Genomic DNA, 24,033 nt, shown 5'->3' on the forward strand with positions numbered 1-24,033 from the left:
AACGCCCTGCCCCTGTTTTCGGCAGACTGTCCGGACCGACCATGGTCCGTGCCGCGATTACGTTCATCGGACTCCCTCGGATACCTGTCATGCCTTCATCGACCGCAACGTCTTCCCAGACATCCACCAACCAGAAAAGCGCGGGAAACGGCGGTTTTTCTTCCCTGAAGCTGAACGCCGCCCTGCTTGCGCGTCTTGGAAAGGCAGGCCTGAAGGATCCTACCCCCATTCAGAAGGCGGCCATTCCGGCCCTGCTTTCCGGACATGATGCGGAAATCCTTGCTCCCACGGGAACAGGCAAGACCGCCTGCTACCTGCTGCCATTGCTCGATTATCTGCTTCGCAAGAAAAAAAACACGGCCCTGATCATCGTCCCGACACGTGAACTGGCGCGTCAGGTCACAGAAATGGGCACACTGCTGGCCACACGCCCCGAACTTGAACCTTTTGCTGTCTATGGCGGCACGAAAGACGATCCTGACAGGGAATATGACGCCCCGCCTGAGACCGCCCGCCTGATCGTGGCGACGCCCGGTCGTCTGCTGGATATGCTCCGCACGGAACGCGTTGAGTCGGCATCCTGCCGCTTTCTCGTCCTCGACGAGGGTGACCGGCTGATGACCGGGGAATTCCGCGACGAAATGCTGGGTATTCTGGCCCTTCTACCCCGCGACCGACAGACTATTCTTGTGTCCGCCACCGGCTCACAGGAAACGATGACCGCAGCCCAGCAGTTTCTGTACAAGCCAGTGCGGATCGAACCGGCAAAAGACGAGAAACCCAGCATCCGGCAGGCGGTTCTGTTCGTTGACAAGGCCGCCAAACCGACAGCCGTGGAAGCACTTCTTCGTCGCCATCCCGACCGCAGCGCCATCGTGTTCGCGTCAACCCGCGACGAGGCCGATCTGCTGACAAAACAGCTCCGTAAACGGGGGCTGAAAGTCGTGGGGCTGCATGGGGGCCTTACCCAGCCCGCAAGAAATGCCGCCATCGACGCTTTTTCCAGCGGCAAGGCGACAATTCTTGTCGCCACCGACATCGCAGCACGCGGTCTGGACGTTGAGCAGGTGGGACAGGTCATCAACATGTCCCCTCCCGAACTGCCCGATAATTATCTGCACCGGATCGGGCGCACAGGACGGGCGGGACGCATGGGGTGGGCGGCGACGCTCTGCTCCGCGGAAGAACGCAAGACGATGCGGAAAGTGGAAAGCACGCTCGGTCTCAAGCTGGTGGCGCTGCCGGTGCCTACTCTTTCACGGGACACACCACCACGCGACACGCCGCCACGTTCCCGCAAGCGGTGAACGCCCTTATGGCATAAAAATTCACGCAATAGACTGATTATTTTGTGTTTCCTGAATAAGGAGCCGCGTCCTTACAGACATTCGATAAAACGAAAAAGTTTTTGGGTGCCGCCTTTTTTCAAAAAGGCGTCGTCTTCTGAAGCTGTTTGTAATGAAATGGAGATTTCACGAGACGACTTTCGCCGTCAATCCATCAATCCGGAAACTGATCTCCAAAGCAATCAGTTTTCCGAACAACTCCAGCGCGGCATGAGGCGGGCCGCGTCCTTCACACTCTCCGTAGTGATATTCTCAAAGAACGGTACTTCCGCCAGAACGGCGACGTGGCCATGCTCCTCGATCGCCGCCCGATTACCCGGATTGGGCGGCCCGTTCAGCACGACACCGGCAATTCCGATCCCCCGACGACGTAATGCTTCAAGAGTGAGCAGCGTATGGTTGACCGTTCCGAGCCCACTGCGCGCCACAACCACCACCGGCAGACCAAATTCCGCGATCTGATCGATCAGCAGAAGATCTTTCGCCACAGGCACATCCACTCCGCCCGCGCCCTCCACAACAAGAGGTCGCTCCGGCTGGCGCATCGGCAGAACCAGACGTTTCACATCAACAGCCCGCCCCTCCGCCGTTGCCGCTGCCTGTGGAGACAGTGGCGCCAGAAAGGTATCGGCAGGAGGAAGGATGCGATCCGCGTCCGCTCCAGCAAGTTCCGTGACCGTCGGTGTGTCGCCTGCCTCATCCGCCAGCCCCGTCTGAAGAGGCTTCCAGTACAGCGCGTCCCAGGCTCTGGTCAGACAGGCCGAGATAAAGGTCTTGCCCACTCCGGTGTCAGTGCCCGTCACAAAAACACCAGCCCGTGGCGCACGACGAAAAAGCCCGAACGCAATATCCCATGTCAGCGCAGCCCCTGCCGCATCGAAACGACGCACTACTTTTCGAAGGGTACCAGCGGTCAGGGGGAGTCCGCCAGCAACGGGCGCCGTCGCGCCTATCCGCTTCAGCCCACGCAGAAACGCCAGACCACCCGCTGTCTGTTCGACAAGCGTCTCAAAATCCCACTGTCCAAAGGGAGCCTGGAGCAGTGAACCAACGGCATTCGTCGGCCATCCTTTCTGAAAGGATGAGCGTGTCGGATAAACGCGGATATTCGCCGCAACACCTTCCTGCGCATGCGCCTGTCGCCACTCAGCGAAAGACTCAGCGGCGAGCGTGGAGACAGCCAGCAGGCCTCCCGGAGCCAGCAGGCCATAGAGCGCCGACAGAGCCTGTTCCGGCGGATCGATCCATTGCAGGGCAAGATTGCCGCAAATCAGATCGAAGCGACCAGCGAGCCGCGGCGCCGCCGCATCCATAACGGCGAACGCTACATCATCCCCGCAACGGACCCTGGCCCGCTCAAGCATTTCAGGAGCCAGATCCGTGGCGAGCACTTCCGCATCCGGCCAGCGCTCTTTCAACAGCGCCGTAAACGCGCCGGTCCCACAGCCAAATTCCAGAATACGCGCAGGCTTACGATCACCAAACGTGCGAACAATCCTGTCGAGCAGACGGCGCGAGACCAGCCGCTGAATGGCTGCTGCTGAATCATACTCTTCAGCCGCACCAAAGCGCGCGGCGATGGCCGTGCGTTCCTGCTCCGTCTGCGGGCGTTTATCGACCATCGGCAGAGAATTCCTCACAGGCTTCAAGAATGAATGTCGCGCACCGGTCCGGATGGGTCAGAGGCAGAAGATGGCCACCTGTCTCAAGCCACCCGATCCGCTCCGCCAGAAATGAGGCCTCCGTCATGGCCGGGCTGACAATCGCATCGTCCCGACTGGCCAGAGCAGCATGTACGCGATGCCCCTGCGCGCGGGCGTCACCTTTCTGCAAAAGGCTTAGCCCGTCCAGGAGACGCGTCGTTTCCGGCATTCCGAAATCCTCCGTTTCCTGTCCGGAAAGACCACAGTTCGCACGAAACTGCCGCAGAACCGGCGCAGCATCCCGCTCGAGACCTTTCATCATGCGATCCAACACGCGAGGCATGGCACCAACCGGAAAATCGTCCGCTCGGCTGAAACGCGTAAACCCGTTGATCCCCAGTACAATACTGCCCTCTGGCAGACCGGCATGGGTCAACAACCAGAGCAATCCAAGGGAATGTCCAACTGCCAACAAGGGCTGACCGGTCGGCAAGCCTGTATTCGCTGGCCCAAAGAACCCGAGATCGAGCGTGATGGCAGGCCGTCCGAGCCTGTCCTGCACCGGTTTCCACATCTCGGGCAAAAAACCCCAGCCATGCACAAGAACAATCTGCATCAGGTCACACCGCACAGACGCACGACCGCGTCAGCAAGACGCTGCACATCGTCCTCCGTATGGGCGGCTGACAGAGTGATTCGCAGGCGGCTCTCGCCTTTCGGCACGGTCGGCGGCCGGATCGCGGCGACAAGCATTCCGTCCGCTTCCAGACTTGCCGCGACAGACAGCGCCGTCGCCGCCTCACCCAGCATGACCGGCACGATCTGCGTGCTGGAAGCGCCTGTCGTCAGTCCGGCTTCATGCAGGCTTTGCCGCAGCGTCTCCCCATGACGCGCAACACGGGCTCTTTCATCCTCCAGATCCGGCAGCAGTTCCAGCGCCGCGTCCGCAGCCCCGAGCATGGCTGGCGGGAGAGCGGTGGAATAGATGAATCCGGAGGCGCTGTTGATGAGCCAGTCACACAGGGCGCGTGAACCGGCAATGTAAGCACCCATCCCGCCCAACGCCTTGCTGAACGTGCCCATGATGAGATGCACCCCGTCCGGCGCTTCGCTCGCCAGCCCCGCGCCGTGTGCCCCAAGAACGCCCGTGGCGTGAGCCTCGTCGAGACAGAGAAAAGCGCCATACTGCTCCGCCAGTGTCGCCAGACCGGGAACATCGGCCCGATCGCCATCCATGCTGAAGACACTTTCGGTCAGGATCAGCTTCAGTCCGGGCTCACTGACGCGGACTTTCAGAAGCGCTTCGAGATGATCAAGGTCATTATGCCGGAACCGGATCTGCCGGACGCCAGCCGCCGCGCATCCCTGATGCAGGCTGGCGTGATTCAACCTGTCCGCAAAAACCAGCGGTGCCGCTCCCATCTGTTCCGAGGACAGACGTGCAAGGGCCGGCACCAGCGAGGCATTGGCCTGCCAGCCAGAGGCGAACAGCAGGGCGCCCTCGGTTTTCTTGAGGCGGGCGACCCGTCCCTCGACCTGCTCGTGCAGCAGACGCGTGCCAGTCACCAGCCGGGATGCACCACTTCCGGCCCCATAACGCAGCGCCCAGTCGGCGGCCCGCTCTTTCAGTCGGAGATCCTGCGACAGGCCGAGATAGTCATTTGATGAAAAATCAATCAGACATGCGTCATCCGGACGTGCAAAACGCGCCCCGCCCACCGCAGTCATGGGCCGGAGAACGCGCCGCCGGTCCTGCGCCTGAAGCGCATCAACGGCCTGCCTGAAAAGGGAATCAAATCGGGTCATGCTGCGAAGGTGGTGCCGGAACGCTGATTAAGGGTCAATCATGCAATGGTGTCCGCTGCTGTTCCTGCTCCCGGAACTCCTTTCCGGTTGCGGCCGCCAGACAGGAGCACGTCACCTTCCCGCCCAAGTTTCTCTCCTGTTTACACGAAAAGATTTCTGAAACCTGCCATTTATCCAGAGAGCGGATCGACCGCCCGGAAACAGGCTTTTCTCTGCCGCACAGATGGCAACCGGCCAATGCGCTGATATGAAAGAGACGCCCCAACGCCGCCCCGAAAGGAATTTCCCTTGTCCTCACCCGACTGGTACGAAGACGGTCTGCCTCATATCTGGCTTCCCTACTCCCAGATGAAGACCGCCCCGGCCCCGCTGGCCGCTCGTGCGACGGAGGGCAGCCGAATCACGCTTGAGGACGGACGTTCTCTGGTGGACGGTGTGGCGGCATGGTGGACGGCGTGCCACGGCTACAATCATCCGCATATCCGCGCCTGTGCAGAGGCCCAGCTTGCCCGCATGCCGCATGTAATGTTCGGTGGCATGGTCCATGAGCCTGCATTGCGGCTCTCTTCCCGACTGGCCGCCCTGCTGCCGGGCGATCTGGAGCGGGTATTCTATACGGATTCCGGTTCCGTCGCCGTCGAGGTGGCGATGAAGATGGCGATCCAGTATCGCCTCAATCGCGGAGAGGCCGGACGCACGAAACTGCTGGCGTTCAGGGGTGGCTATCACGGCGACACGCTGGCCACGATGGCGATCTGCGACCCCGAGGAAGGGATGCACCATCTGTTCGCCGGAGTGATGCCCGCACAGCATGTGATCGACCTGCCACGGGATGAGGAGACTACGGCGGCGTTTGAAGCATTTCTGACCGATCACGCTCACGAAATCACCGCCATCATTGTCGAACCACTGGTGCAGGGCGCGGGCGGAATGCTGTTTCACTCGCCTGACGTGCTGCGCCGCCTGCGCAATGCCGCCGACCGGCATGGACTTCTACTGATTCTGGATGAAATCTTCACAGGATTTGGCCGGACCGGAACAATGTTCGCCTGTCAGCAGGCTGGAATCGTGCCTGACATCATCACGCTCTCCAAGGCGCTCACCGGCGGCACGATGGCGCTGGCTGCGACCGTTGCACGCCGTCATGTGTACGAGGCGTTTCTCTCCGATAATCCCGAACATGCCCTGATGCACGGGCCAACTTTCATGGCCAACCCGCTGGCCTGCGCCTGCGCGAATGCGTCGCTCGACCTGTTCGAACAGGAATCGCGACTTGAACAGGTTGCAGCGCTTGAAACCGCTCTTAGCGAACAACTGGAACCCTGCCGCACGCTGCCGGGCGTGAAGGATGTGCGGGTCATGGGCGCTATCGGGGTGGTGGAACTGGACAATATCGCTGACCCGGCGGCGCTCCGGACGCGCTTTATCACGGAAAATGTCTGGATCAGACCTTTCCGCAATATCGTTTATCTGACACCGGCTTTCACCATCGCGCCTGAGGACTTACGGACACTGACACAGGCCATCCACACGGTCCTGTCAGCGTAGCATCACGGAGCATGGCGACTTTTCCGTGCGACTATTTATTGAACAAGCCGGGATCAAAGGGACTATGTCCCTTTGTGGGGGCCAGCGGAAAATTCCCGCAGAATTCTTCCAAACTTCAGATACATCGTGAGATTGTAGAAGTATTTTCTTACACATGACACCAAGAAAACGTGTTTTATAGGATGCATCAATGGAACATCGCTGAAAATCAGCCGTCAAAGAATCTCTGAATCCATCACACAGAATAAACCAGTATCAAGGAATGTTTCCCCCGCAATATGGCTCGCAGACGTTTACATCTCGGCTGTCATTGAGGATGATCCTGTTTCGACTTCGGAATAACATGACCAGAGACAGGAATATGACTGATTCAACGACGTCCCGATCTGAAGAGACTGCCGAATCTCATGACTATTCCCGCCGGCAGTTCGCCCGACTGGCAGGTCTCCTCGGAGTTGGGGCGTCCTTTTCCAGGATTGTCCCATCAGCACGGGCGCGAACATCTGAAACCAGACAGACAACCTCCACTATCTATCTGGACAAAAATGAATACTGGACCGGCCCTTTGCCTCAGGCGGCGCAGGCAGCCCAGCAGGAAATCCTTTCTGGAAACCGGTATGATCCGGACAATGTGCATGACGATTTTTTGCGAACAGTCGCCAGTGTGGAACATGTTCCGTTCGAACGCGTACTGGTCTGGCAGGGATCGACTGATCCACTGATCCGCAGCGTGCCCGCTTTCTGCTCGCCAGAACGGGGATTGGTGACATCAGATCCGACCTTTGAGGTTGTCTGGGAAGTGGCGAAATATCTGGGAATTCCGCTTCAGCGCGTACCTCTGACCGCAGAAAATCGCTATGCGACAAACGCCAGAGCCATGCTGGCGGCCAATCCGAACGCCGGTCTCTATTACCTCTGTTCGCCAAACAACCCGACAGGCACGCCAACGTCGCTGGATGAAGTCAGGTGGCTTCTGGACAACAAGCCTGCCGATGCTGTCGTTCTGGTGGATGAAGCCTATATTCACTTCACAAACAGTTCCAGCGCCCTATCCCTGTTGGGGGACCGCAAGGATCTTCTTGTCCTCAGAACATTTTCGAAACTGTTCGGTATGGCGGGCCTCAGGGTCGGTCTGAGTTTCGCCCATCCCGCGTTGCACCAACGCATGATGCGTTATGATGGAGAGGCCGCCACAGGCTACATCAATGTCTCTGCGCTCGCCGGAGCCAAAGCGAGCCTCCTGCTACCGGAACAGATCAGAAAACGGCGTGAAGGCATGACTGCGGTCAGAAACTCTGTCGAGCAGCATCTTGCAGAAAGAGGGATCAGATTCATCCCCGGCAGTCAGGCCAATATGATCATGGTCGACTGGGGTCGTCCGGTGGCGGAAGTGGTGCAGGCTTTTGAGCAGGGCGGGATCGTCATCGGTCGAAGCTGGCCGATCTGGCCAAACATGTCGCGTGTCACGATCGGTTCAGCGGAAGAGATGCGGCTTTTCAACCAGCAGGTGGACCGGATTTTCCGGGCCTGATGGACTGGCTATGGGGTGTTACGCCCCGCGGTCAGGCATCACCAGCACATGGTCTGATGGTGATGCCAAATCCCGAGCCAGTCGGACGACCAGCATAAAGCGCCGCGTCATAACATACGCGGTTGGGCTCAGATTCGTCGCCAGCGTCAGATGCTCGACCCGGATTTTTCCAAGGCAACGGCACAACAGCCTGATTATTCTTCAGAATAAGGGACTTTTTTATTTCCCACTGCAGAGGAATGCCTCTTCAGAAAGTCGCATTGATCCGACCGTAATAATAAGCGCCCTCGAAACCGATATTTGCGCCGTGCGCGTCATAGATTGAAGCGCCGAGATAGTTGTTGACCGGATTTACTTTGCGGGGACGCATGTTGAAGATATTGTTGGCTCCCACAGCAAAGTGCCAGTGCGGATTGACACGATAGCCGACCTCCAGATCCGTGAGCCAGACCGGCGTATTCACAAACGGAGCGAACTGTGTTGTGGAATACTGTAGATTTGCCGGGGCCAGATCATAATAACTCAACATGGAAGACGTCTGTCCGTATCGGGTTTCACGGATGTTCACATCCCAGTTGTCCTTGGTCCAGTAGGCGTTGAGGATGATCTTGCTGCGAGGAGAAGCTGTTGTCAGATAAGCGATTGTCTGGGCGCTGGCGAGAGACTGCCCGAACGCATTGCTGTTTATATGCTGCATGCGGGTGCGATTCAGATTGAGCATGAGGGAAAGGTCCAGCGTGCCATAGCGATGGAGACGCCAGCGATAATCAGCCTGAATATCCAGTCCCTGCGTGCGGGTACTACCGATATTGGCCAGGTAGTTAGCCTGAACATTACTTAGATCAAGCCCCGAAGGGAGGGTGATGCCGGTCCGGGAAATGGCGTCATACGCAGTTTGTCCACTGACGTAATTGGAACCATTGATACGATTGCGGATATTGATCTGATAAACATCCACAGAGACATGAAAATCGTCGACCGGTTCCAGAATGAATCCACCTTCCACATTGGTGGATCGCTCAGCCTTGAGTTTTGTCGCACCTATCTGTGCTGCCGCAGCGTCAGTTGCACCCAGCAATCCCGTTGCTCCAGTCGGACTGACGTTCAGTGAACTGAAGTGCGATTCAGGCAGGCTTGGCGCACGAAAGCCATTACTGATGGTCGCACGAACGGCGATACGCCGGGTGAAGTCATAACGTGTCGATATCTTGCCTGTTTCAGCATTCCCCGCGTCCGTATAATGTTCGAAACGGCCTGCAAAATCGAGATCCCAGTGTTTGAGAGGATGGAAATCGCTGTCCAGATAGCCGGACCAGACATGCCGTTCCCATGAACCGGCACTCTGCTCGGTCAGACCTGCCCATGCTGCCGTGCCACCGTTGAGATAGGAGGCAGGCTCACCAGCCTGGATGTGGTACATTTCCAGACGATGTTCGGCGCCAAGAGAAAAGGTCACCGGAACCGTGTTGGCTATATTGAAAGCACGATGCGCATCAAAATTGCTGGTCCATTGCGAAAGCCGGTAGCTGGAAGTCCGGACACGGGTTGGGCTCCAGCCCTGATTGGTCAGCATGTTTGAATTGATCGTGTTGTTTACACCCAGGTCTTCATCATCTTCGCCATACAACGTGCTGAGATCCCAGTCGAAACCGAACAGATTGTGGCCTTTCACGCCCAGATTGGCCTGAAAATCATTTTCCTCGATCGTTTCAATGGGAGCAAATCCCGCCGGGTAAACGGATGGCGCCGCGCTTGGAAGACGGTAATGCTGGTTGGTCTCGGCATGACGATGAGCATAGGTAATGAGACCATAAGTCTCGATTTCCTCAGTAATACCCTTTCCCCATTCGATGGAAAGATTTTCACGCGTTTCTTCGGGCGTGCTGACACTGTGATCTGAATAAGGGTTCCACGTGTCTCCCTGTGACCATCTGTGGTCTCGCGTTGAACGGGATTTCGAAATGAAGAAATCCTTATGATAAACTTCGCCGCTCAGATGAAGAAAACCATTATTTCCCCATTTCAGACCACCGTCCGCACCAACCCTGTAACGCCATCCATCGCCGTTATAAGCATCCGCTCCCGTGTCCGTGACGACATTCAGGCCATATGCCGCTTTTTTGGTGATGATGTTGATGACGCCTGCAACAGCATCTGCACCATACCGGGCACCGGCTCCATCACGCAGCACTTCGATATGATCAATGGCGTTGGTAGGGATCATATTCAGATCCACAGGGGTCGATCCCTGCAAAGGACCTGAATCTGTCACGATATTTCCTGTAGTATGCCGTCGCTTTCCATCCACCAGAACAAGGACTTCGTTGGGATTGAGACCACGCATACGGATCGAAGACGTCAGGGCTGCCGAATCCCATCCCTGTGCCTGTGTGGTAATCGAGGGATCAATGCGAGCAATAGCGTCGGCAAGATTGATCTGGCCTGAGCGTCGAAGTTCTACAGAAGAGATAACGGTGACGGGTGTGGAACTGTTCCGCGCAGCGCGACGATAGGCATGTCCTCCTGACACATGGATCTCTTCGGCATTATCCTTTCCTGCATCACGGGATTTTTGTTGTGAATGAGGACGGCGAACTGACGGCTTCACGGAAACATTCTGGGCAGTCTGTCTGTTATCGACAGACGGAGGGTGTTTTGTCCGATGAAGGGTTGCTTTGGAGATCGTCGTAGCGCTCAAGGCGGGCGTTGCGATACTGACAAGAGAAACAGTGCCCATAAGAAGAACAGTGCGGTGCATTTTTTGGTATCCGAACGCTATAGATTTCCTCATAAAAATTTCAAAATAACTATATTATCAATTTAATAATAAATACATATTATATTATAAAAACTAAAGATATATACACATAATAAATACAAAATTATTTAGAATATATTATTTATACATACCCATAGGAAATTCATATCAATATTTTGAAATGCATCAGATTGTCATTTCTAAATGAATTGAAGTTCCGGCATAAACATAAGTGATTTCTTGCAGCGCACAGGCAATCTGCCTTCAGCGAAAACGCATCATCGCTGATATTGAAAGCGCGAGCCTCCCTGCAAAAGAAAATGTTTTGAATTTCTCATTATCTGAAATCATGTTTTAGTGTTTTCCTGCAAAAAGACGCAATCAGAGACAGAAACATGACCGATCCAACAAGCCCCGGCCCTGCAAAACACTCTATTTCTCAGGAGTTTTCACGTCGGCAATTTACCCGAATGGCAGGCCTTCTGGGAACAGGCGTGTCTTTTTCCCAACTTTTTCCAACAGCTCAGGCCCGTACGCCAACAGGTGAAGCAGGGCAGACGCATGCCACCACCTATATAGACAAGAATGAATACTGGACCGGCCCTTTGCCGCAGGCAGCTCAGGCTGCCCAGAAAGAAATCCTGTCAGGCAACAGATATGACCCGGCTCATCTCCATGAAGACTTCCTTCAAACCGTCGCCAGTGTAGAACACGTTCCCGTTGATCGGATTCTGGTCTGGCAGGGTTCGATGGACCCGCTTATCCGTAGTGTCGCAGCCTTCACTTCGCCTGAAAGGGGACTTGTAACGGTTGATCCGACCTTCGAGGTGCCCTGGAAGGTAGCGAAGTACCTCAATATCCCGGTCCATCGCGTACCTCTGACCGCCGCAGAGAATTATGCGACGAGCACCAGGGCCTTGCTGAAGGCAAATCCAAAGGCTGGTCTTTATTATGTGTGCTCACCAAACAATCCGACGGGCACCTCAACGCCTCTGGATGAGATCAGATGGCTGCTGGATAACAAGCCTGCTGATGCCGTTGTGCTGGTTGATGAGGCCTATATCCATTTCACCAGCAACCCCAGCGCGCTTTCTCTTCTGCGCGAACGCAGGGATCTCCTGATCCTCAGAACCTTTTCGAAGCTGTTTGGCATGGCGGGGCTCAGGGTGGGCCTCAGCTTCGCTCATCCTGACCTGCATCAGCGCATGATGCGATATGACGGGGAAGCTGCCACAAGACTTATCAACGTCTCGGCACTTGCCGGTGCGAAAGAAAGCCTTCTGCTGCCGGACCAGATCAGGAAGCGGCGGGACGACATGACGGCAGTGCGGGAGGCTGTCGAACAGCACCTTACAAAGCGGGGCATCCCAGTCCTCCCCGGCAGTCAGGCCAACATGATCATGGTGGACTGGAAGCGTCCGGCTGCTGAAGTAGCGGAAGCTTTTGAAAAAAACGGGGTCATTATTGGACGGAACTGGCCGATATGGCCGAACGTCTCCCGTATCACGATCGGCTCAGCGGAAGAGATGCAGCTTTTCAACCGGCAGGTGGACCGAATTTTCCGGACCTGATGGGAATAAGCTGAGGTTACGCTCCGAAATCCAGCATGACCGGCACATGGTCTGACGGCGAGGTCCAGTTCCGCGCCTCCCGGATGACCTGCATGCCGTGGAGCACATCCTGCAGATCCGGTGTCACCCAGATATGGTCCAGCCGTCGTCCACGATTGGAGGCGCTCCAGTCGCGGTTGCGGTAGGACCACCACGTGTAAAGCTTCTCCGTCGGCGGCACGAAGTGACGCATCGCATCGACGAAGCCCGTATCAAGCCAGGCATTGAGGCGGGTCGTCTCCGGCGGGGTATGGCTGACGATCTTGAGGAGTTGTTTGTGGCTCCAAACGTCATGCTCAAGCGGGGCGATGTTCAGGTCACCGACAATCACCGTGCGCTTGCGATGATGCGTCTGGAACCACTCGGTCACCTGATCCACAAAGGCGAGCTTGTGGGCGAATTTCGGATTTTCCTCGACATCAGGAATGTCGCCGCCCGCTGGCACGTAGAAATTGTGGATTTCGACCGGACCGTGCTCTCCGGCAACGCTGGCCGCCGCGTGGCGACAGTCGCCGCGCTCGCACCAGTCAGGCGCGTCCGGAACCGGCGCCAGAGGATGACGGGAGAGGATCGCCACACCGTTGTAGCTTTTCATGCCGCGCCGGACCTGATGCGCGTAGCCCAGTTCGGTCAGCGCCTCCGCCGGGAACAACTCGTCAGGCACCTTGGTTTCCTGAAGGCAGATCACGTCAGGACGCAGTTGCCTGTCCAGCTCCGCAAGCAGCGGAAGACGGAGGCGAAGCGAGTTGATATTCCAGGTCACGATACGCATGGGGCGTGGTGGATCGCCCAAACGACGCGCCGAGGCAAGGGGGATTCTGTCGGGTCTGGTCAGCGCTGTGTCACGCAGGGCACAGTAGGGACGGCCCGTTTGACGGGCGCGCTCTTGCAAACTCCCGATACGGACACGATTTCTCAGCCATGATATCCGATTCCAGCCGTCAGGCCGCTCCCGCCCCGATTACCGAGGAGGTGCTCGCCCTCCATAATTCGCTGCTCACGCTCGACAGCCACATCGATATTCCGTGGCCGGACCGTGACGACGCGTTCCTCGATACGCCGGATCGCTTTGTCGATTTCCCCAAGATGCAGCGCGGACATCTCTCGGCAGGGTGCTTCGTCGCGTATCTGCCGCAGGGCAGGCTGGACGCGGAAGGGCACAATGCCGCGCAGACGCAGACAATCGCCATGCTGGAAGCGATCAACCGGATGCAGGGCACGCGCAACGGCATCACTGCCCGCGTCTGCCCCACGGTGGATGAGATCGAAGCCGCGTGGCGTGACGGAGCGCTGGCGGTCGTGCCGGGCGTGGAAAACGGTTACGGCATGGGCGACGATATCGGCATGCTGGCGAAGTTCCGGGCGCTCGGAGCACGCTATGTCACGCTGACCCACAACGGGCACAACGCGCTGGGTGATTCCGGGCAGCCCAGCCGGGCGCTTGCTGATCCGGCGGCGATGCACGGCGGCCTGTCCGCTCTTGGTCGGGAGGCCATCACCGAGATGAACCGTCTCGGCATGCTGGTCGACGTCTCTCACACCGGCCGGGAGACGATGCTTCAGGCTGTCGAGGTCTCCTCGGTGCCGGTGGTGGCGACCCATGCCTGCGTGAAGGCCCTGTGCGATCACCCGCGTAATCTGGACGACGTACAGCTTGACGCGCTGAAGGCCAGCGGTGGCCTGATCCAGATCACCGCGATCGGGGGATTTCTGCGTCCCCGCGCGGAGCTGGCCGGTCGTCGGGCGACGGTCGCGGACTACATGGATCACCTCGACTATGTCGTGAAACGGCTGGGGGTCGAGTATGTCGGGATTTCATCGGATTTCGACGGTGGCGGCCAGCTGGAAGGCTGGGAAAACGCAGCGGCCTCCCCCGCGTTGACAGCGGAACTGATGCGTCGTGGATACGACCGCAGCGAGATCCAGGCGTTCTGGGGTGGCAACTTCCGACGGCTCCTCCGCAAGGGTGAAGAAGCTGCCGCGGCGGGCCTGTAAAAGGGACGGATTCGCTTCTGCGAACAAACCGGGATCGCTGCGTGAAGTGGCGATCAGAATGGGATCACCGATTTTGTCCACCTCCGGGATTGACTCCCTGTATTTCCATTCACTTTTGCCGATTCGGCCCTTCGGGGAAAATGTTCAGGTGATAAAACACAATAAAAACAACACGTTAATTGCTTTGATTAAAAAATATGCAATCCAAGATTCAAGGCGGAAGACCGGGGGGTCCATCAATCTGTCATCTTTTCTTCCACAAAGTTATCCACACGTTCAGTGGATGAATATTCCATGACAGACGAAACCCTTGGAGCGACTGCGGAAATGCCGGAGTCCCCCCTCACGGGCGTGGAGGTTATCCAGACCGCCCTGAAGACCATGCCGCTGTCACCCGGCGTCTACCGGATGATCAACGCGAAAGGCGAAGTGCTCTACGTCGGCAAGGCCCGGGCGCTGAAGAAGCGCGTGACGTCCTACACGCAGCTCTCCCGCCTGCCCGAGCGCCTGCGGCGGATGGTGTCCGAAACGGCTTCCATGGAGATCGTCACGACCCATACCGAGGCCGAAGCGCTGCTGCTTGAGGCCAACTACATCAAGCGCATGAAGCCGCGCTTCAACATCCTTCTGCGCGACGACAAGAGCTACCCGTGGCTGATGCTGACCGGGCAGCACGACTTCCCCCAGCTCGCCAAACATCGCGGCAGGATGGAGAAAGGCGCAAGCTACTGGGGACCATTCGCGTCGGCGTGGGCGGTCAATCAGACCATCACCATCCTGCAGCGGGTTTTTCAGCTGCGGACCTGCTCGGACTCCGTGTTCTCGTCACGCACGCGGCCCTGCCTGCTGTTCCAGATCAAGCGCTGTTCCGCGCCGTGCGTCGACCGGATCAGTCAGGAAGATTATGGCCACCTTGTCACGCAGGCGAAGGAGTTTCTCGCCGGTGAAGGCGCGACGCTGAAAGCGCAGTTCGCGAAGGAAATGGAGCAGGCGGCGGAGACGCTGGATTATGAACGGGCGGCGATCCTGCGTGATCGCATCCGGGCGCTGGCCAGCATGCAGGACTCGACGGTCGTCAATCCATCCAACATCCGCGATGCCGATGTCATCGCAGTCTGGCAGACAGCGGGGCAGGCCTGCATTCAGGTGTTCTTCATCCGTGGCGGGCGGAACAACGGCAACAGGGCCTTCTACCCGGCCCACACGAAGGACGAGACTGACGCCGACATTCTGGCGGCCTTTCTGGCGCAGTTCTACGACGACAAGCCTCCCCCCGCGCTCATCCTCGTGAATCACGAGCTTGAGGAGACACCTCTGCTGAGCGAGGCGCTGGGGATCAAGCGCGGCCACAAGGTCGAGATTCTGCGGCCCCAGCGTGGCGAACGACGCGAGGTGGTGGAACACGCCGAGACCAACGCCCGGGAGGCGCTTGAGCGCAAGCTGGCCGAGAGCGCTGGTCAGGCCAAGCTGCTGGATGGGGTGGCGAGGGTGTTCGGTCTCAATGAACCGCCCAACCGGATCGAGGTTTACGACAACAGCCATATCATGGGGACAAACCCCTATGGCGTGATGATCGTCGGCGGCCCGGAAGGCTTCGATCGACGGTCCTACCGGAAATACAGCATCAGGAGCGGCATCACCCCCGGCGATGACTTCGGCATGATGCGCGAGGTTCTGGAACGGCGCTTCGGACGGGCGCTGAAAGAGGCGGCGGAACAGGGGCGCGAGAAGTCGGCCGACTGGCCGGATGTGCTGCTGATCGACGGTGGTGCGGGCCAGCTTTCCGCCGTGCAGAGCGTGCTGGACTCACTGGGCGTCCGGGACGTGAAGCTGGTGTCGATCGCCAAGGGGCCAGACCGCAATGCCGGACGCGAGTGGTTCCACACGCTTGACGCCCCGCCCTTCCAGCTCGAACCGCGCGACCCGGTGCTCTACTACCTCCAGCGGCTGCGTGACGAGGCGCATCGGTTCGCCATCACCACGCATCGCGCCGGTCGTTCGAAGGCGTTCGTGAAATCGGAACTGGACGAGATTCCGGGGATCGGTCCGACCCGCAAGCGGGCGCTGCTGAACCATTTCGGTTCGGCGCGCGGCGTCAGTCAGGCAGGCCTGGCCGAGCTGGAAGCGGTGTCGGGCGTAAACCGGGAGACAGCCCGCGCCATTTATGGGCACTTCCATCCGGACTGGACCCCGGCCTGACAGGCGAACGCCCGCTAGGTTATCCCGGAAAGCACGACAACCCGAAACGGCTATTGGCTGTTCGGAACCTCACGGGCTTTTAACGCCCGGGAAGTGTCCCGCTGCGATAGCTTTCCTGCTGATAAAAAAGGCAGATGTTCTGCTGTGTGCCGTTCCTGTTCGTGGCAAAGTGGAGTAACGTGGTCCCCATGATAACCGATCTGCCGAATCTTCTGACCCTGTCGCGGATCGTCGCCATTCCGGTTCTGGTCGCGCTTGTGGCCATGAATCGCGCGGAGGCGGCTGCCGGGGCGTGTCTGCTCTTCATTGCGGCGGCGGTGACGGACTACTTTGACGGCCATCTGGCCCGCTCCCGTCAGATGCAGTCGGATCTCGGGCGCATGCTTGACCCGATTGCCGACAAGCTGCTGGTCGGCGCGTCCCTGATGGTGCTGGCGGGTCTGAACAAGCTGACCTATGGCGCGCTCTGGCCCGCTATCGTGATTCTGTGCCGGGAAATTCTGGTCAGCGGCTTGCGGGAATATCTCGCCGGCACCCGTATCAGCCTGCCCGTCACACGGCTGGCGAAGTGGAAGACCGGTTTCCAGATGACCGCCATCGGGTTCCTGCTGGCTGGCGACAGCACGGGCGTTCTGCTGCACATGCCGTGGCTGCCGGTCAGTCTCATGGGGTCCGTGATGCTGTGGATCGCAGCGGTTCTCACACTGATGACGGGATGGGACTATCTGGTGGCCGGGTTGCGGCATGTGGAAAAGGCCGGAGGTGCCGAAAAAACATCGGGTTAAGCGTGACCTGTTCGCCACGCTTCATCAGTCTCATGACCTGAGAATGTGAAAGAACATGACTTTCAGGTAAGCTGGAATTTACCTGTGGCTGTCACGCTTGTATCAAAGCCCGCACTACGCGGACCATCTGGACGAGGAAGAACTTATGCGGAAAGCCGCTCTTGTAGCGTCATTACTGGTGTTGAGCGGTTGTTCCGGCTTTGACAAATGGCTTACCGATACGGCGACACTTCCGGGAGCCAATCCCAACGAGCCTCACGGGGAATCGGAGACGCTGCGGCGGGTGCGTGGTTACGCCACGACCGAAACCCCTTTGCTGCCTGAGGCGGGGAATATCTGGCCGGGGGCCCCGAAGCCCCTGCCTTCCCTTTCGGATGTTGCGTCTGACCACGATTCCCAGGTTGGCGGAGCAGCCGGGGACCTTCCGGATGGCGGCAAGCTCTCGATCGGCGAGGATTTCCAGGATTCTTTCTCAGGTGCGGGGACATCCGCAGCCCTGCCCAGCGTAGAACCTGATGTCGCGTCCAAATTTGGTGGTGGGAAAGCGGCCAGTTCCACTATCGAGATTCCGAATGGCGATGGCACGACGACTCTGATTCATCCGGACGGCTCGATCAAGACCGTGAAGACCTCTTCCCTGCCTCATGGTGGCGCAGCGCCTGCGCACAGTGCGAAGGACGCCACCGGAAAGGCCGCTGCGGCGCCTCCGGGCCCCGCCAAGGGAGAGAAGGATATTGTTATTCCCGTGACGCCGCTGCTCTCGACTGACCCAGCCACCACGCACTGACGCGTGCTGTTTCGTCAGAATAAGGTGCGGTCTGGCGGAAATATCGGATAAGATAAGGGCAACACCGCCTGACTGGTGAATGTCAGTTTCCGTATATTATCCGGAACGCGTCAGACTGCGAAAACAGGAATTCGGCATGAGTGATAGTGTGACAGTTCTCTATTTCGCCGGTCTGCGCGAGCAGTTCGGGCGGGGAAGTGAAACGGTCGCGCTCAGTGCGGATGTTCTGACGGTGAAAGACTTTCTGACTGCCAGACGTCAGGCAGACACCACCTTTGAGGCTGTTTTTTCCCGGTTTCCCCGTATGCGTGTGGCGGTCAACAAGGTCATGGGAGACCTTTCGACACCTGTGCACAATGGCGACGAGATTGCTTTTTTTCCGCCCATGACCGGTGGATAAGCGCCATGTCGTCGCAGGAAAACGCCCGCAGAATCCGTGTTGTAGTGCAGCCTTCTCCCTTTGATATGGGAACGGAAACGGCACGCCTGCTGACTCTTGGTCCGGATATAGGTGGTCTGGGCTCTTTTCTTGGAGTTGTGCGCGGCGGTGGCGGGCTGGTGGCTCTTGAGCTGGAGCATTATCCCGGCATGTGCGAACAGAGCCTGACGACGCTGGCTGAAGACGCATTGCAGCGATTCAGTCTGGTCGGATGCACGATCATTCATCGTGTGGGACGACTGGTTGTAGGAGAGCCTATCGTGCTGGTGCTGGCTGCCGCCGCTCACCGTGGCGCAGCTCTGGACGCCACACGCTTTCTCATCGACCGACTGAAAACGGGTGCGCCGTTCTGGAAAGCCGAAGAATTTGCCGACGGACGGCGAGTCTGGGTGGAAAGCCGACAGGAAGATGAGGCGATCGCCGCAAGGTGGTGAAACCTGCCGCACGTTCCGGAAGAGCCGAGGACCGCGCTTTTGAGGCATCGCTTTTCAGGCGGTGATACGCGCCTCAGGGAAGAGCCCCGAACCCCACAAAACAACACGGTCGCCCTGTTAGAAGACCCCGCGCTGTCTTCTGTTTACCAGACAGACAACAATCATAAAAAAAAGCCGCCCTTCCCTGAAGGAAGAACGGCTTTTCATCAAATGGCCGGAACGCCGGCTTCCGGGTCAAGGCGGTAACCACCACCTTCCGTAATCAGCAGCGTCGCATTGGAAGGATCCGGCTCGATCTTCTGACGCAGACGATAGATGTGCGTTTCAAGCGTGTGCGTCGTCACGGCAGCGTTGTAGCCCCAGACTTCATTCAGCAGCACCTGACGTGGCACGGGACGCGTACCGGCTCGATAGAGAAACTTGAGGATCGCGGCCTCTTTCTCCGTCAGGCGGATGCGCTTGTTGCGGGTCGTCTCCACCAGCAGCTTGGCGGACGGACGGAAGGTGTAAGGACCAACCGTAAAGACCGCGTCTTCACTGTTTTCGAAAATACGAAGCTGGGCGCGCAGACGGGCCAGCAGTTCAGCGATGCGGAAGGGCTTGGCGACATAATCGTTCGCACCGGCGTCCAGACCGCGCACGATGTCAGCCTCGTCATCCGAGCCTGTCAGCATGACGATCGGCATGCGCAGCCCTGCCCGTCGCAGTTCCACGCAGAAGTCGCGGCCGTCTCCGTCCGGAAGCGTCACATCGAGAATGATGGCGTCGAAACGCGCATCCGGAGCCTTCAGCGCCTCCCATGCGGCGGCAACGGAATCGGCCTCCACGGCCTGAAACTCACCCTCGACCTGCAGCTGCTCAACCAGCATCTGTCGCAGCGTCTGGTCATCATCAACGATCAGGATTGGACGTGCGCCCGACATTCACTACCTCTTCTTTTTGCGGGCTCAGTAAGCGCCCTTTACCACTACGGCAAGAGGCAACCGACTCACTTCACCCTTTTCGGCGGGCGAGTGCCGAACCTCTGCTTCACGGCGTCGTGACAGACTGGCATGAAACGGAGGATAACGCCAATTCCACTCTGCCATCATTCCGATACAAAAACCGGCTCTCCATGACGCTCTTGCAGCATCACAGCGACACAGGGCTGTCAGCAGACCCGTCAGCCCCCCGAAACCTCACCTGCAACCGGAACCGTGATCATGATACATGCGACACTCATTCCTGAAAGCGGCTGCACTGCACGACTGCATTGCGCAAACCGGGTTTTCCCGGCTGTGATCGGCGCTGCCGGCATCACGCACCATAAGGAAGAAGGGGATCACGCCACCCCGGTGGGCACCTTCCCACTGCGGAAGCTGTTTTACCGCGCAGATCGGGTCAGCCGCCCGATACCGGGGCCGGTCCATGCCGACGGCTCGCGCCTTTTGCTTGAGCCGATCACCCGGCAGGATGGCTGGTGCGACGATCCATCACATGCCGACTACAACCGGCAGATCACGCTGCCACACCCAGCCCGTCACGAAGAATTGTGGCGTGAGGACCATCTCTACGACATCGTCGGCGTGCTGGGTTACAACGACAATCCGCCGGTCGCAGGTCGCGGCTCAGCGATTTTCCTGCATCTCCAGTCGCCGGACAGAGCCCCAACGGAAGGCTGCATCGCCCTGACCGAAGCCGATCTGCGGGAAGTCCTCGCCATGGGGCTCGCCTCGATCACGGTTGAGGCGACGTCGTAACCGGTGGGGCGTTGGGTCTGGGCGGCACCATGGAAATGATCACTTCTTCGACAGCGGGCGGCGCGTCCCGCCCTTCTTCCGCAGAGTGGATCATGACCCCGCCGCCCGGTCGAAGCGTGAGAAAATCGAGACGGTCTTCAACTCGTCGTGAAAGTTGCACTTCGGTTTCCGGCGTGACGGGTAACGCCACGAAACGCCAGCCATCCTGATAGAGTGTATCCAGAAGCGTGAAGTTCCACGCAGGCTCACCCAGCAGTTTGCCGCGCGCATCCCGGCTCAGACCGCGATACTCATCCAGCTTCTTGAGGCCCGGACTGACCTGATAGACACGCGCCCGTCCGAAATGCGGCGCAAGGTGCGCGCAGACCATGCCGTTATAGATCGCGTCCGGGGTGGCGGCGATCAGATAGTCCGCAGGCAGTTCCTCCAGACTCTCGGCGCCGGCATCGGACAGCATCTCGGCGTGCAGCACCGGAATACCCGCCCGTTTTGCGGGCACCAGCCCCCGCGCCGCCGTATCGACCATGGTCACCGGCGTCCCGGCCCTGACCACGACCTCCGCCATGTTGCGTGTCCAGGGATTGGCCCCGACAATCGCCAGTGCGGGCACATTGGAGAGAGTCAGCTTCAGTTTCCGCGCCAGAGGTGTCAGCGAAAACCCATGGAGCAGCATGGTCGCCGCAATGAGCGCGAACACGGCAGGCATGACGAATTCGGAACTGGCGAAACCGGCCTCACTCAGTCGAATCCCGGACACACCGGCTACGGCCGCCGCGACAATACCGCGCGGCGCGATCCATCCCACAAAGATACGTTCGCTCCAGCTCAGGCCGCTCCTCAATGTCGCCAGATAAATCCCCAACGGCCTGATAACGAAGATCATCGCCAATGTCAGAGCGAATATGGACCAGGACAGACGGGCCAGAACGACGCGATGGAGGTCGGCGGTCAGCAGGATGAACAGGAGCGAGACGATCAGAACGACCATGCTCTCCTTCATCCGCTGCAGTTCACCCAGCCCCGGCACACGCATGTTGGCCAGCGCCATGCCGAACACGGTCGCAGCCATGAGACCGGCCCCGTCCATGAACAGGGTGCCTAACCCGTAGACTGCCAGCGCCAGAGTGAGGAGCAGCGGCATCTTGAGCGTCTCGGGCATCAGATCCCGGACAAAGAGCTGCTTGACGCTCCAGCCTCCGCCGATGCCGAGACCGATTGCCACGATCATGCTGATCAGGAGATGCGGCATCATCTCGGTGAAATAGATTGATGTGCCTTCATTCGGCTTCATCAGCAGAATTTCCAGCACGAGCGTCGCGAGGATCGCCCCGACCGGATCGTTGACAATGGCTTCCCAGCGCAGAAAGGCGGCGATACGTGGCTTCAGTTTCGCCTGCCGCAGCAATGGCAGCACGACCGTCGGACCGGTCACCACGACAATGGAACCGAACAGGCAGGCAGGTCCCCACGCCAGCCCACCGACATAATGCGCGGCGGCGGACCCCAGAATCCAGTTGATGGGGAGAGCGACCAGAGTGAGGCGGATCACACCTTCGCCAGCCACGCTGAGTTGTCGGAAGTCCAGCGCAAGACCGCCTTCGAACACGATCAGCGCCACGGCTAGCGAGACGATGGGATGGAACAGAGGGCCGATCAGTGTGGAGGGATGAAGGATATCCAGCCCCGGCCCCAGAACCAGCCCCAGCACAAAGAGCAGGACAATGGCGGGAAGACGAAAACGCCAGGCAATCCACTGCGCAGCCATGCCGCCGCAGAAAACAAGGAAGACAAGAAAGGCTGCATCCTGTGTCATGCTGCGACCCTCGTACGCATGTCCGCCATTTTCTCTCCCATGCTGTGAAACCACGCGGGGCAGAAGCTCTGTGCCGCGTTCAATGCTGATATCTGATCAGCTTATACACGACTGACGACAACTCCCCATAGAGGCGCTGCTCTTGGCGGAAACACCGATCCCGTCCACACTGCGCGCCTATCGCCGGTGCTGGCCCGTGTCCGTACGCCACACCGCTCGTCCACGCATCAGGGAGTCACGCAGATGTCTCAGATTGAAGTTGTCGCCATTGTGAAGGTGAAACCAGGAAAGGGAGACGAAGCGGCCGCAGCCATGAAGGCCTGTGTCGTGCCGTCACGCGCAGAGGCGACCAATCATGCCTATACGCCGTTCCGTGATCTCGATGCGCCCGAAACACTCGTCTTCATCGAACGCTGGGAAAGCCGTCAGGCGCTTCAGGACCATCTGGAAACGCCTCATTTCAAGAATATGGCCGCCATACTGGAACCGCTTCTCGCAACCCCCATCGAGATCCACATTCTCCAGCCAGTCTGAAACACCCACGCGGAGACGCCCTGCAAGCGAGGCGCTTCGTGTTTCACGGGAATCAATTTCCGGAGGCTTTTTGAAAAAAAGCTTCACCCGAAACTGCTTCGGACGTCTGAGCCAGTCAGCGACTCTTAAAGTCGCCTGCGCTGCCTCAGTCGTCTGAGCAGTTTTCTCGCAGTCTGTAGCGCGACCGGCCCGATCCGGCCGAAACGCGCCTCTGCAAGCTGCTTTTCCAGAGTGGTCACACGGCTTTGCAGCGCCCGAATGTGCCGGTCGTCAGCCTGCCTTTTCTCCAGAAGCTCCAGCAGACACCGCTCCAGAAACGCCTGCTCCTCCACCGGATCAACGGGGGGAACGGCGACGTCCTCTCCCGGCGGCTGCCTGCTTTCGTCCGTCACAACCGTTTTCTGCTCACACACCAACCGGACGTGGACACAGAGCGCGTTCGACCAGCCCGCAGACGATATGCGCGGCAGTGATGTGAAGCTGCTGGATCACCGGCGTCCAGTTGGCCGGAACCGCAAGCGTCACATCGCAATGTGCGCCCAACACACCGGCATGTCCTGTGAAAGCCGCCGTCACCAGACCGATTTCACGCGCAGCCTCGAAAGCCCGCAGGATGTTGGGTGAACGCCCTGAGGTGGTGATACCGAGGAAGACATCCCCTTCCCGCCCCAGCGCCATGACCTGACGGGAGAAGATATCGGCGAACCCGTAATCATTGCCGATGGCGGTGATGCCGGACGTGTCAGTGGTCAGCGCGACCGCGCTCAGGGGGCGGCGGTCATACATCAGCCGCGCCGTAAACTCGCCGGCGATATGCTGCGCATCGGCAGCGCTGCCGCCATTGCCCGCAATCAGCAGCCGTCCGCCGTTTTCCAGCGCAGTCACAATCCGTGCACCCATGTCCAGCATGATCGCCTGAGAGACCTCATCCTGCGCAAACGCCGCCATCGCGTCGGCGGACTGACGCAGATAGTCGGTCATGAACCCCTTGTCGGCCCCGACTGTTTGCGCTGCATCGTCCATGGCTACCCTCTCAAGCATCACCTGTTATCCTTGCTGACAATAG

21 protein-coding genes are annotated in these 24,033 nt (G+C 58.8%); 12 read left to right on the forward strand and 9 right to left on the reverse strand.

What is annotated here, in order from left to right; translation table 11 throughout:
- Positions 1–89 precede the first annotated feature (89 nt).
- Positions 90–1,307: a DEAD/DEAH box helicase gene (locus tag GVI59_RS12555; RefSeq protein ID WP_242013088.1), complete on the forward strand. Its 1,218-nt coding sequence runs from the start codon at positions 90–92 to the stop codon at positions 1,305–1,307.
- Positions 1,308–1,528: 221 nt separating this feature from the next.
- Here the strand turns inward: GVI59_RS12555 and bioD are convergent, their stop codons facing one another.
- Genes bioD through bioF form a run of 3 tightly spaced genes read right to left on the reverse strand, consistent with a single transcriptional unit; the run spans position 1,529 to position 4,795 of the window.
- The gene (gene bioD / locus GVI59_RS12560) at positions 1,529–2,968 is read right to left on the reverse strand and encodes a dethiobiotin synthase (protein WP_173574555.1); all 1,440 of its coding nucleotides are present in this window, start codon (positions 2,966–2,968) and stop codon (positions 1,529–1,531) included.
- Positions 2,958–3,605, reverse strand: a complete 648-nt coding sequence (locus GVI59_RS12565; RefSeq protein WP_173574556.1) for an alpha/beta hydrolase family protein — start codon at positions 3,603–3,605, stop codon at positions 2,958–2,960. Before GVI59_RS12565 ends, bioD begins: the two co-directional genes overlap by 11 nt.
- A complete protein-coding gene (gene bioF / locus GVI59_RS12570; protein ID WP_173574557.1) occupies positions 3,605–4,795 on the reverse strand; it encodes an 8-amino-7-oxononanoate synthase in 1,191 nt (396 codons plus the stop codon). Before bioF ends, GVI59_RS12565 begins: the two co-directional genes overlap by 1 nt.
- 348 nt (positions 4,796–5,143) lie before the next feature.
- Between bioF and GVI59_RS12575 the strand changes: the two genes are divergently transcribed.
- A complete protein-coding gene (locus tag GVI59_RS12575; protein WP_242013092.1) occupies positions 5,144–6,343 on the forward strand; it encodes an adenosylmethionine--8-amino-7-oxononanoate transaminase in 1,200 nt (399 codons plus the stop codon).
- 361 nt (positions 6,344–6,704) lie between these two features.
- Entirely contained in the window at positions 6,705–7,874 is a 1,170-nt protein-coding gene (locus tag GVI59_RS12580) for an aminotransferase class I/II-fold pyridoxal phosphate-dependent enzyme (protein WP_173574559.1), read from the forward strand.
- Positions 7,875–8,121: 247 nt separating this feature from the next.
- Here the strand turns inward: GVI59_RS12580 and GVI59_RS12585 are convergent, their stop codons facing one another.
- Positions 8,122–10,632 (reverse strand): TonB-dependent receptor plug domain-containing protein, encoded by a 2,511-nt coding sequence (locus tag GVI59_RS12585; protein ID WP_173574560.1) that lies wholly within the window; start codon positions 10,630–10,632, stop codon positions 8,122–8,124.
- 470 nt (positions 10,633–11,102) lie between these two features.
- Between GVI59_RS12585 and GVI59_RS12590 the strand changes: the two genes are divergently transcribed.
- Positions 11,103–12,203: an aminotransferase class I/II-fold pyridoxal phosphate-dependent enzyme gene (locus GVI59_RS12590; protein WP_242013089.1), complete on the forward strand. Its 1,101-nt coding sequence runs from the start codon at positions 11,103–11,105 to the stop codon at positions 12,201–12,203.
- 16 nt (positions 12,204–12,219) lie between these two features.
- On the opposite strand, the gene GVI59_RS12595 is transcribed toward GVI59_RS12590, so the two are convergent.
- Positions 12,220–13,014 carry an exodeoxyribonuclease III gene (locus GVI59_RS12595; RefSeq protein WP_173574562.1) on the reverse strand — a complete coding sequence of 265 codons (795 nt, stop codon included), beginning with the start codon at positions 13,012–13,014 and terminating at the stop codon, positions 12,220–12,222.
- Between the two features lie 149 nt (positions 13,015–13,163).
- Between GVI59_RS12595 and GVI59_RS12600 the strand changes: the two genes are divergently transcribed.
- From GVI59_RS12600 to GVI59_RS12625, 6 genes are all read left to right on the forward strand, one after another.
- Entirely contained in the window at positions 13,164–14,237 is a 1,074-nt protein-coding gene (locus GVI59_RS12600) for a dipeptidase (RefSeq protein ID WP_173574563.1), read from the forward strand.
- Positions 14,238–14,531: 294 nt separating this feature from the next.
- Positions 14,532–16,436 carry an excinuclease ABC subunit UvrC gene (gene uvrC, locus GVI59_RS12605; RefSeq protein ID WP_173574564.1) on the forward strand — a complete coding sequence of 635 codons (1,905 nt, stop codon included), beginning with the start codon at positions 14,532–14,534 and terminating at the stop codon, positions 16,434–16,436.
- A 188-nt stretch (positions 16,437–16,624) separates the two neighbouring features.
- Positions 16,625–17,221 carry a CDP-diacylglycerol--glycerol-3-phosphate 3-phosphatidyltransferase gene (gene pgsA, locus GVI59_RS12610; RefSeq protein ID WP_173574565.1) on the forward strand — a complete coding sequence of 199 codons (597 nt, stop codon included), beginning with the start codon at positions 16,625–16,627 and terminating at the stop codon, positions 17,219–17,221.
- A 145-nt stretch (positions 17,222–17,366) separates the two neighbouring features.
- Complete coding sequence (locus GVI59_RS12615) at positions 17,367–18,008, forward strand: hypothetical protein (protein ID WP_173574566.1); 642 nt, start codon at positions 17,367–17,369, stop codon at positions 18,006–18,008.
- Positions 18,009–18,144: 136 nt separating this feature from the next.
- On the forward strand, positions 18,145–18,408 hold the full coding sequence (locus GVI59_RS12620) for a MoaD/ThiS family protein (RefSeq protein ID WP_173574567.1): 264 nt from the start codon (positions 18,145–18,147) through the stop codon (positions 18,406–18,408).
- Positions 18,409–18,413: 5 nt separating this feature from the next.
- Entirely contained in the window at positions 18,414–18,881 is a 468-nt protein-coding gene (locus GVI59_RS12625) for a molybdenum cofactor biosynthesis protein MoaE (RefSeq protein ID WP_173574568.1), read from the forward strand.
- A 206-nt stretch (positions 18,882–19,087) separates the two neighbouring features.
- Here GVI59_RS12625 and GVI59_RS12630 read toward each other — a convergent pair whose 3' ends face one another.
- Positions 19,088–19,804, reverse strand: a complete 717-nt coding sequence (locus tag GVI59_RS12630; RefSeq protein WP_173574569.1) for a response regulator transcription factor — start codon at positions 19,802–19,804, stop codon at positions 19,088–19,090.
- 279 nt (positions 19,805–20,083) lie between these two features.
- Here GVI59_RS12630 and GVI59_RS12635 point away from each other — a divergent pair, with 279 nt between their 5' ends.
- Complete coding sequence (locus GVI59_RS12635) at positions 20,084–20,620, forward strand: L,D-transpeptidase family protein (protein ID WP_173574570.1); 537 nt, start codon at positions 20,084–20,086, stop codon at positions 20,618–20,620.
- Here the strand turns inward: GVI59_RS12635 and GVI59_RS12640 are convergent.
- Positions 20,598–22,433, reverse strand: a complete 1,836-nt coding sequence (locus GVI59_RS12640) for a cation:proton antiporter (protein WP_173574571.1) — start codon at positions 22,431–22,433, stop codon at positions 20,598–20,600. The two genes, GVI59_RS12635 and GVI59_RS12640, sit on opposite strands and share 23 nt — an antisense overlap.
- A 243-nt stretch (positions 22,434–22,676) precedes the next feature.
- Here GVI59_RS12640 and GVI59_RS12645 point away from each other — a divergent pair, with 243 nt between their 5' ends.
- Positions 22,677–22,967, forward strand: coding sequence for a putative quinol monooxygenase (locus tag GVI59_RS12645; protein WP_173574572.1), 291 nt, complete (start codon positions 22,677–22,679; stop codon positions 22,965–22,967).
- Positions 22,968–23,092: 125 nt separating this feature from the next.
- On the opposite strand, the gene GVI59_RS12650 is transcribed toward GVI59_RS12645, so the two are convergent.
- Entirely contained in the window at positions 23,093–23,359 is a 267-nt protein-coding gene (locus GVI59_RS12650) for a hypothetical protein (RefSeq protein WP_173574573.1), read from the reverse strand.
- A 13-nt stretch (positions 23,360–23,372) separates the two neighbouring features.
- Positions 23,373–24,008, reverse strand: coding sequence for a D-sedoheptulose 7-phosphate isomerase (locus GVI59_RS12655; protein ID WP_173574574.1), 636 nt, complete (start codon positions 24,006–24,008; stop codon positions 23,373–23,375).
- Between the last annotated feature and the right edge of the window lie 25 nt (positions 24,009–24,033).

Origin of the sequence: Acetobacter sicerae (assembly GCF_011516765.1) — a bacterium.
In the GTDB taxonomy this organism is placed as follows: Bacteria; Pseudomonadota; Alphaproteobacteria; order Acetobacterales; family Acetobacteraceae; genus Acetobacter; species Acetobacter sicerae.

Excerpts from the sequence above, each read along its gene's own strand:
- GVI59_RS12635 (WP_173574570.1), top strand. The coding sequence starts at position 20,084 with ATGATACATGCGACACTCATTCCTGAAAGCGGCTGCACTGCACGACTG.
- GVI59_RS12575 (WP_242013092.1), top strand. The coding sequence starts at position 5,144 with ATGAAGACCGCCCCGGCCCCGCTGGCCGCTCGTGCGACGGAGGGCAGC.
- GVI59_RS12555 (WP_242013088.1), top strand. The coding sequence starts at position 90 with ATGCCTTCATCGACCGCAACGTCTTCCCAGACATCCACCAACCAGAAA.
- GVI59_RS12600 (WP_173574563.1), top strand. The coding sequence starts at position 13,164 with ATGATATCCGATTCCAGCCGTCAGGCCGCTCCCGCCCCGATTACCGAG.
- GVI59_RS12640 (WP_173574571.1), bottom strand. The coding sequence starts at position 22,433 with ATGACACAGGATGCAGCCTTTCTTGTCTTCCTTGTTTTCTGCGGCGGC.
- GVI59_RS12655 (WP_173574574.1), bottom strand. The coding sequence starts at position 24,008 with ATGCTTGAGAGGGTAGCCATGGACGATGCAGCGCAAACAGTCGGGGCC.
- GVI59_RS12590 (WP_242013089.1), top strand. The coding sequence starts at position 11,103 with ATGGCAGGCCTTCTGGGAACAGGCGTGTCTTTTTCCCAACTTTTTCCA.
- GVI59_RS12625 (WP_173574568.1), top strand. The coding sequence starts at position 18,414 with ATGTCGTCGCAGGAAAACGCCCGCAGAATCCGTGTTGTAGTGCAGCCT.
- GVI59_RS12620 (WP_173574567.1), top strand. The coding sequence starts at position 18,145 with ATGAGTGATAGTGTGACAGTTCTCTATTTCGCCGGTCTGCGCGAGCAG.
- uvrC (WP_173574564.1), top strand. The coding sequence starts at position 14,532 with ATGACAGACGAAACCCTTGGAGCGACTGCGGAAATGCCGGAGTCCCCC.
- GVI59_RS12615 (WP_173574566.1), top strand. The coding sequence starts at position 17,367 with ATGCGGAAAGCCGCTCTTGTAGCGTCATTACTGGTGTTGAGCGGTTGT.
- GVI59_RS12565 (WP_173574556.1), bottom strand. The coding sequence starts at position 3,605 with ATGCAGATTGTTCTTGTGCATGGCTGGGGTTTTTTGCCCGAGATGTGG.
- GVI59_RS12580 (WP_173574559.1), top strand. The coding sequence starts at position 6,705 with ATGACTGATTCAACGACGTCCCGATCTGAAGAGACTGCCGAATCTCAT.
- GVI59_RS12585 (WP_173574560.1), bottom strand. The coding sequence starts at position 10,632 with ATGCACCGCACTGTTCTTCTTATGGGCACTGTTTCTCTTGTCAGTATC.
- pgsA (WP_173574565.1), top strand. The coding sequence starts at position 16,625 with ATGATAACCGATCTGCCGAATCTTCTGACCCTGTCGCGGATCGTCGCC.
- bioD (WP_173574555.1), bottom strand. The coding sequence starts at position 2,968 with ATGGTCGATAAACGCCCGCAGACGGAGCAGGAACGCACGGCCATCGCC.
- GVI59_RS12595 (WP_173574562.1), bottom strand. The coding sequence starts at position 13,014 with ATGCGTATCGTGACCTGGAATATCAACTCGCTTCGCCTCCGTCTTCCG.
- GVI59_RS12630 (WP_173574569.1), bottom strand. The coding sequence starts at position 19,804 with ATGTCGGGCGCACGTCCAATCCTGATCGTTGATGATGACCAGACGCTG.
- GVI59_RS12645 (WP_173574572.1), top strand. The coding sequence starts at position 22,677 with ATGTCTCAGATTGAAGTTGTCGCCATTGTGAAGGTGAAACCAGGAAAG.
- bioF (WP_173574557.1), bottom strand. The coding sequence starts at position 4,795 with ATGACCCGATTTGATTCCCTTTTCAGGCAGGCCGTTGATGCGCTTCAG.